The following is a 2576-nucleotide window of genomic DNA, read 5'->3' as shown; positions in this document are numbered from 1 at the left end:
CTGGCCTGACAGTGATGATGTTCGTGGTGATGTCGTCGGTGGGTCTGACCCGTGGCCTGACTGACGTCTCGACTGTCCTGTTTGGGATTTGTCGGCTCATCGGTGGCATCACCACGCACGCGGCCGGACGGGCGTTTGTGACTTCATAGCGCCTCTGTGTGTCAAGCAGCTGCGGCGAGTTGGGTTCGATGGTCGCGTTTCATGATCCGGTAGACCACGTTGGACAATCGTCGTTTGAGTGCCCGGCGGGCCTCGGACGGGGTCTTCCCCTCGGCGATCTTGCGCTGGTAGTACTCCTGTCCGCGGCCGCCGTCGCGGATCTGGCAGACGGCGATCACGTGCAGGACCGAGTTGAGCGCCCGGTTGCCGCCGGTGTTGAGCCGGTGGCGGACGTTGTTGCCGCTGGAGGCGTCCAGGGGCGCGCTACCGGTGTAGCTGGCGAAGTGCTGCTCGGTGGGGAAGCGGGTGACGTCGCCGACGTGGCCGAGGACCTTGGCGGCCATCACGGTGCCCAGGCCCGGCAGGCTGGTGAGCGTGGTGCGAGTGGCGGCCAGCGCCTCGCGCATCTGGACCTCGTTGTCCTTGACCAGGCGATCCAGTCGCCGCAGGTCGGCCAGCAGGTCACGGGCGATGTCGCGGCGGCAGTTGTCGGTGGCGGTGACGGGGCGGATGCCCTTCATTGCGGCGGCAGCCTTGTCTGCGGTCAGTCCGGTGGCGACTCCGCCGGGCAGCAGGTCGCGCAGGACGGCGTGCAGCCGGTTGAGTACGCGGGTGCGTTCGTGGACCAGGTCGTCGCGGCGCTCGGTCAGCAGCCGCAGGATCGTGGTCTGGTCCTCGGCGGCGACCTGCCGCAGGTCGGGGCGGAACAGGGCGACCTGGGCGACGTGGCGGGCGTCGGCCTCGTCGGTCTTGCGGTTGCCGCCGGTGGACAGCAGCCGGGCCCTGGCGGAGAGCGTGGCCGGCACGTCGACCACCTGCTCGCTGGCGGCCGCCAGCTGCTGGGCGAGCGAGCGGCCCAGTCCGCCGGCGCCCTCGACGGCGAAGCGCCGCTCGGGCCACTGCTCGCACCAGGCCATGAGCTGGCGGAACGTGCCGGCGTTGGCGACGAACCGGCGCTGGGCCAGCTGGTGACCCGCGGCGTCGACGGCGACTGCGGTGTGGGAGGACTTGTGCGGGTCGATACCGATCAGGATCACAGGCTGGCCTTGCACTCGACGGGACCGAGGAGGGAGTGCGGTGGGCATCCTGACTTGAAGTCACCGTGTCCTCCTCATGCCTCTGTCGAGCCACACCGCGCGGGTGTCGGCCGGCGGCGGCACGCTATGAGAGAGCCAGCCCGTGGGCGGCAAGGAGCACTGCGGGCCCGTGCCGACCGACACCCTGGACGCTACGGCTGCAGACCGAGCGCCTGGGTCCGATTCAACAAGTCAGGAGCCTGGCCAGAGGCCCCGTCACTGTCTTGTCCACCCGCCCGACCGGCGCGTGCCGCCCTCGGCTCGGACAAGCGGCAAGGACGGACATGACCAGCATGACGCATGATGCCTCGGAGATCACCGGCGGCGTCGACACCCACGGCCTGACCCATCACGCGGCGGTGATCGACCGACTCGGCCGGCACCTGGCCGACCGGGAGTTCCCGGCCACCGTGCACGGCTACCGGGACCTGCTGAACTGGCTACGCTCGCACGGCACCGTGACCGCCGTCGGGGTGGAGGGCACCGGGGCCTACGGCGCCGAACCGACCCGTGTGCTGACCGCCGCCGGGGTCACGGTCGTCGATGTGGACCGCCCGGACCGCAAAACCCGTCGCACGCGCGGCAAATCCGACCCGATCGACGCTTACGCGGCCGCCATGGCAGTCGCCTCCGGCCGGGCCACCACAGTCCCCAAGAGCCGCGACGGCACGGTCGAGGCCGTCCGGGTACTGCGGTGTGCGCGCCGCAGCGCGGTCAAGGCCCGCACCCAGGCGATCAACCAGATCCGCGGGCTGCTCGTGTCCGCGCCGGCGACACTGCGCGAGCAGGTCGCCCACCTGGACCGGACCGCGCTGATCCGCACGCTCGCCCGACTGCGCTCCGGTACGGACCTGTCCACGCCACTGGCCGCGACCAAGGCGGCCCTGCGGCGCCTGGCCCGCCGTCATCAAGCACTCGATGTCGAGATCACCGAACTCGACGCCGAGATCGGCCCGCTGGTCAAGCAGGCCGCCCCGGAACTCCTCGCACTGTTCGGGGTCGGCCCCGAGACCGCCGGCCAGCTCCTGGCCTCGGCCGGGGACAACCCCGAACGGATGCGCTCCGAGGCCGCGTTCGCCCATTTGACCGGGGTCGCACCCATACCCGCGTCATCCGGCCGTACCCACCGCCACCGCCTCAACCGCGGCGGCGACCGGGCCGCCAACAACGCCCTGCACACCATCGTGCTGGTCCGCATGCGCTACGACGAACGCACCCGCGCCTACGTCGCCCGCCGCACAATGGAAGGCATGTCCAAGAAGGACATCACACGCTGCCTCAAGCGCTTCGTCGCACGCGAGATCTACAACGCACTGACCAGGCCACCAGCACCACAAACCA

At 70.5% G+C, this 2576-nt stretch carries 2 protein-coding genes; one reads left to right on the top strand and one right to left on the bottom strand.

The features are described from left to right. Window positions 1-161: 161 nt before the first annotated feature. Window positions 162-1196, bottom strand: a complete 1035-nt coding sequence (locus ACWDRR_RS44360) for an IS110 family transposase (protein WP_449778026.1) — start codon at window positions 1194-1196, stop codon at window positions 162-164. Between the two features lie 323 nt (window positions 1197-1519). Between ACWDRR_RS44360 and ACWDRR_RS44355 the strand changes: the two genes are divergently transcribed. Further along, on the top strand, window positions 1520-2576 hold a 1057-nt coding region (locus tag ACWDRR_RS44355; RefSeq protein WP_449778025.1), incomplete at its 3' end, for an IS110 family transposase.

It is taken from the genome of Kitasatospora sp. NPDC003701 (assembly GCF_053587085.1).
The sequence above is the reverse complement of the archived record's forward strand: the minus strand, read 5'-3'. Positions and strand labels throughout refer to the sequence as shown.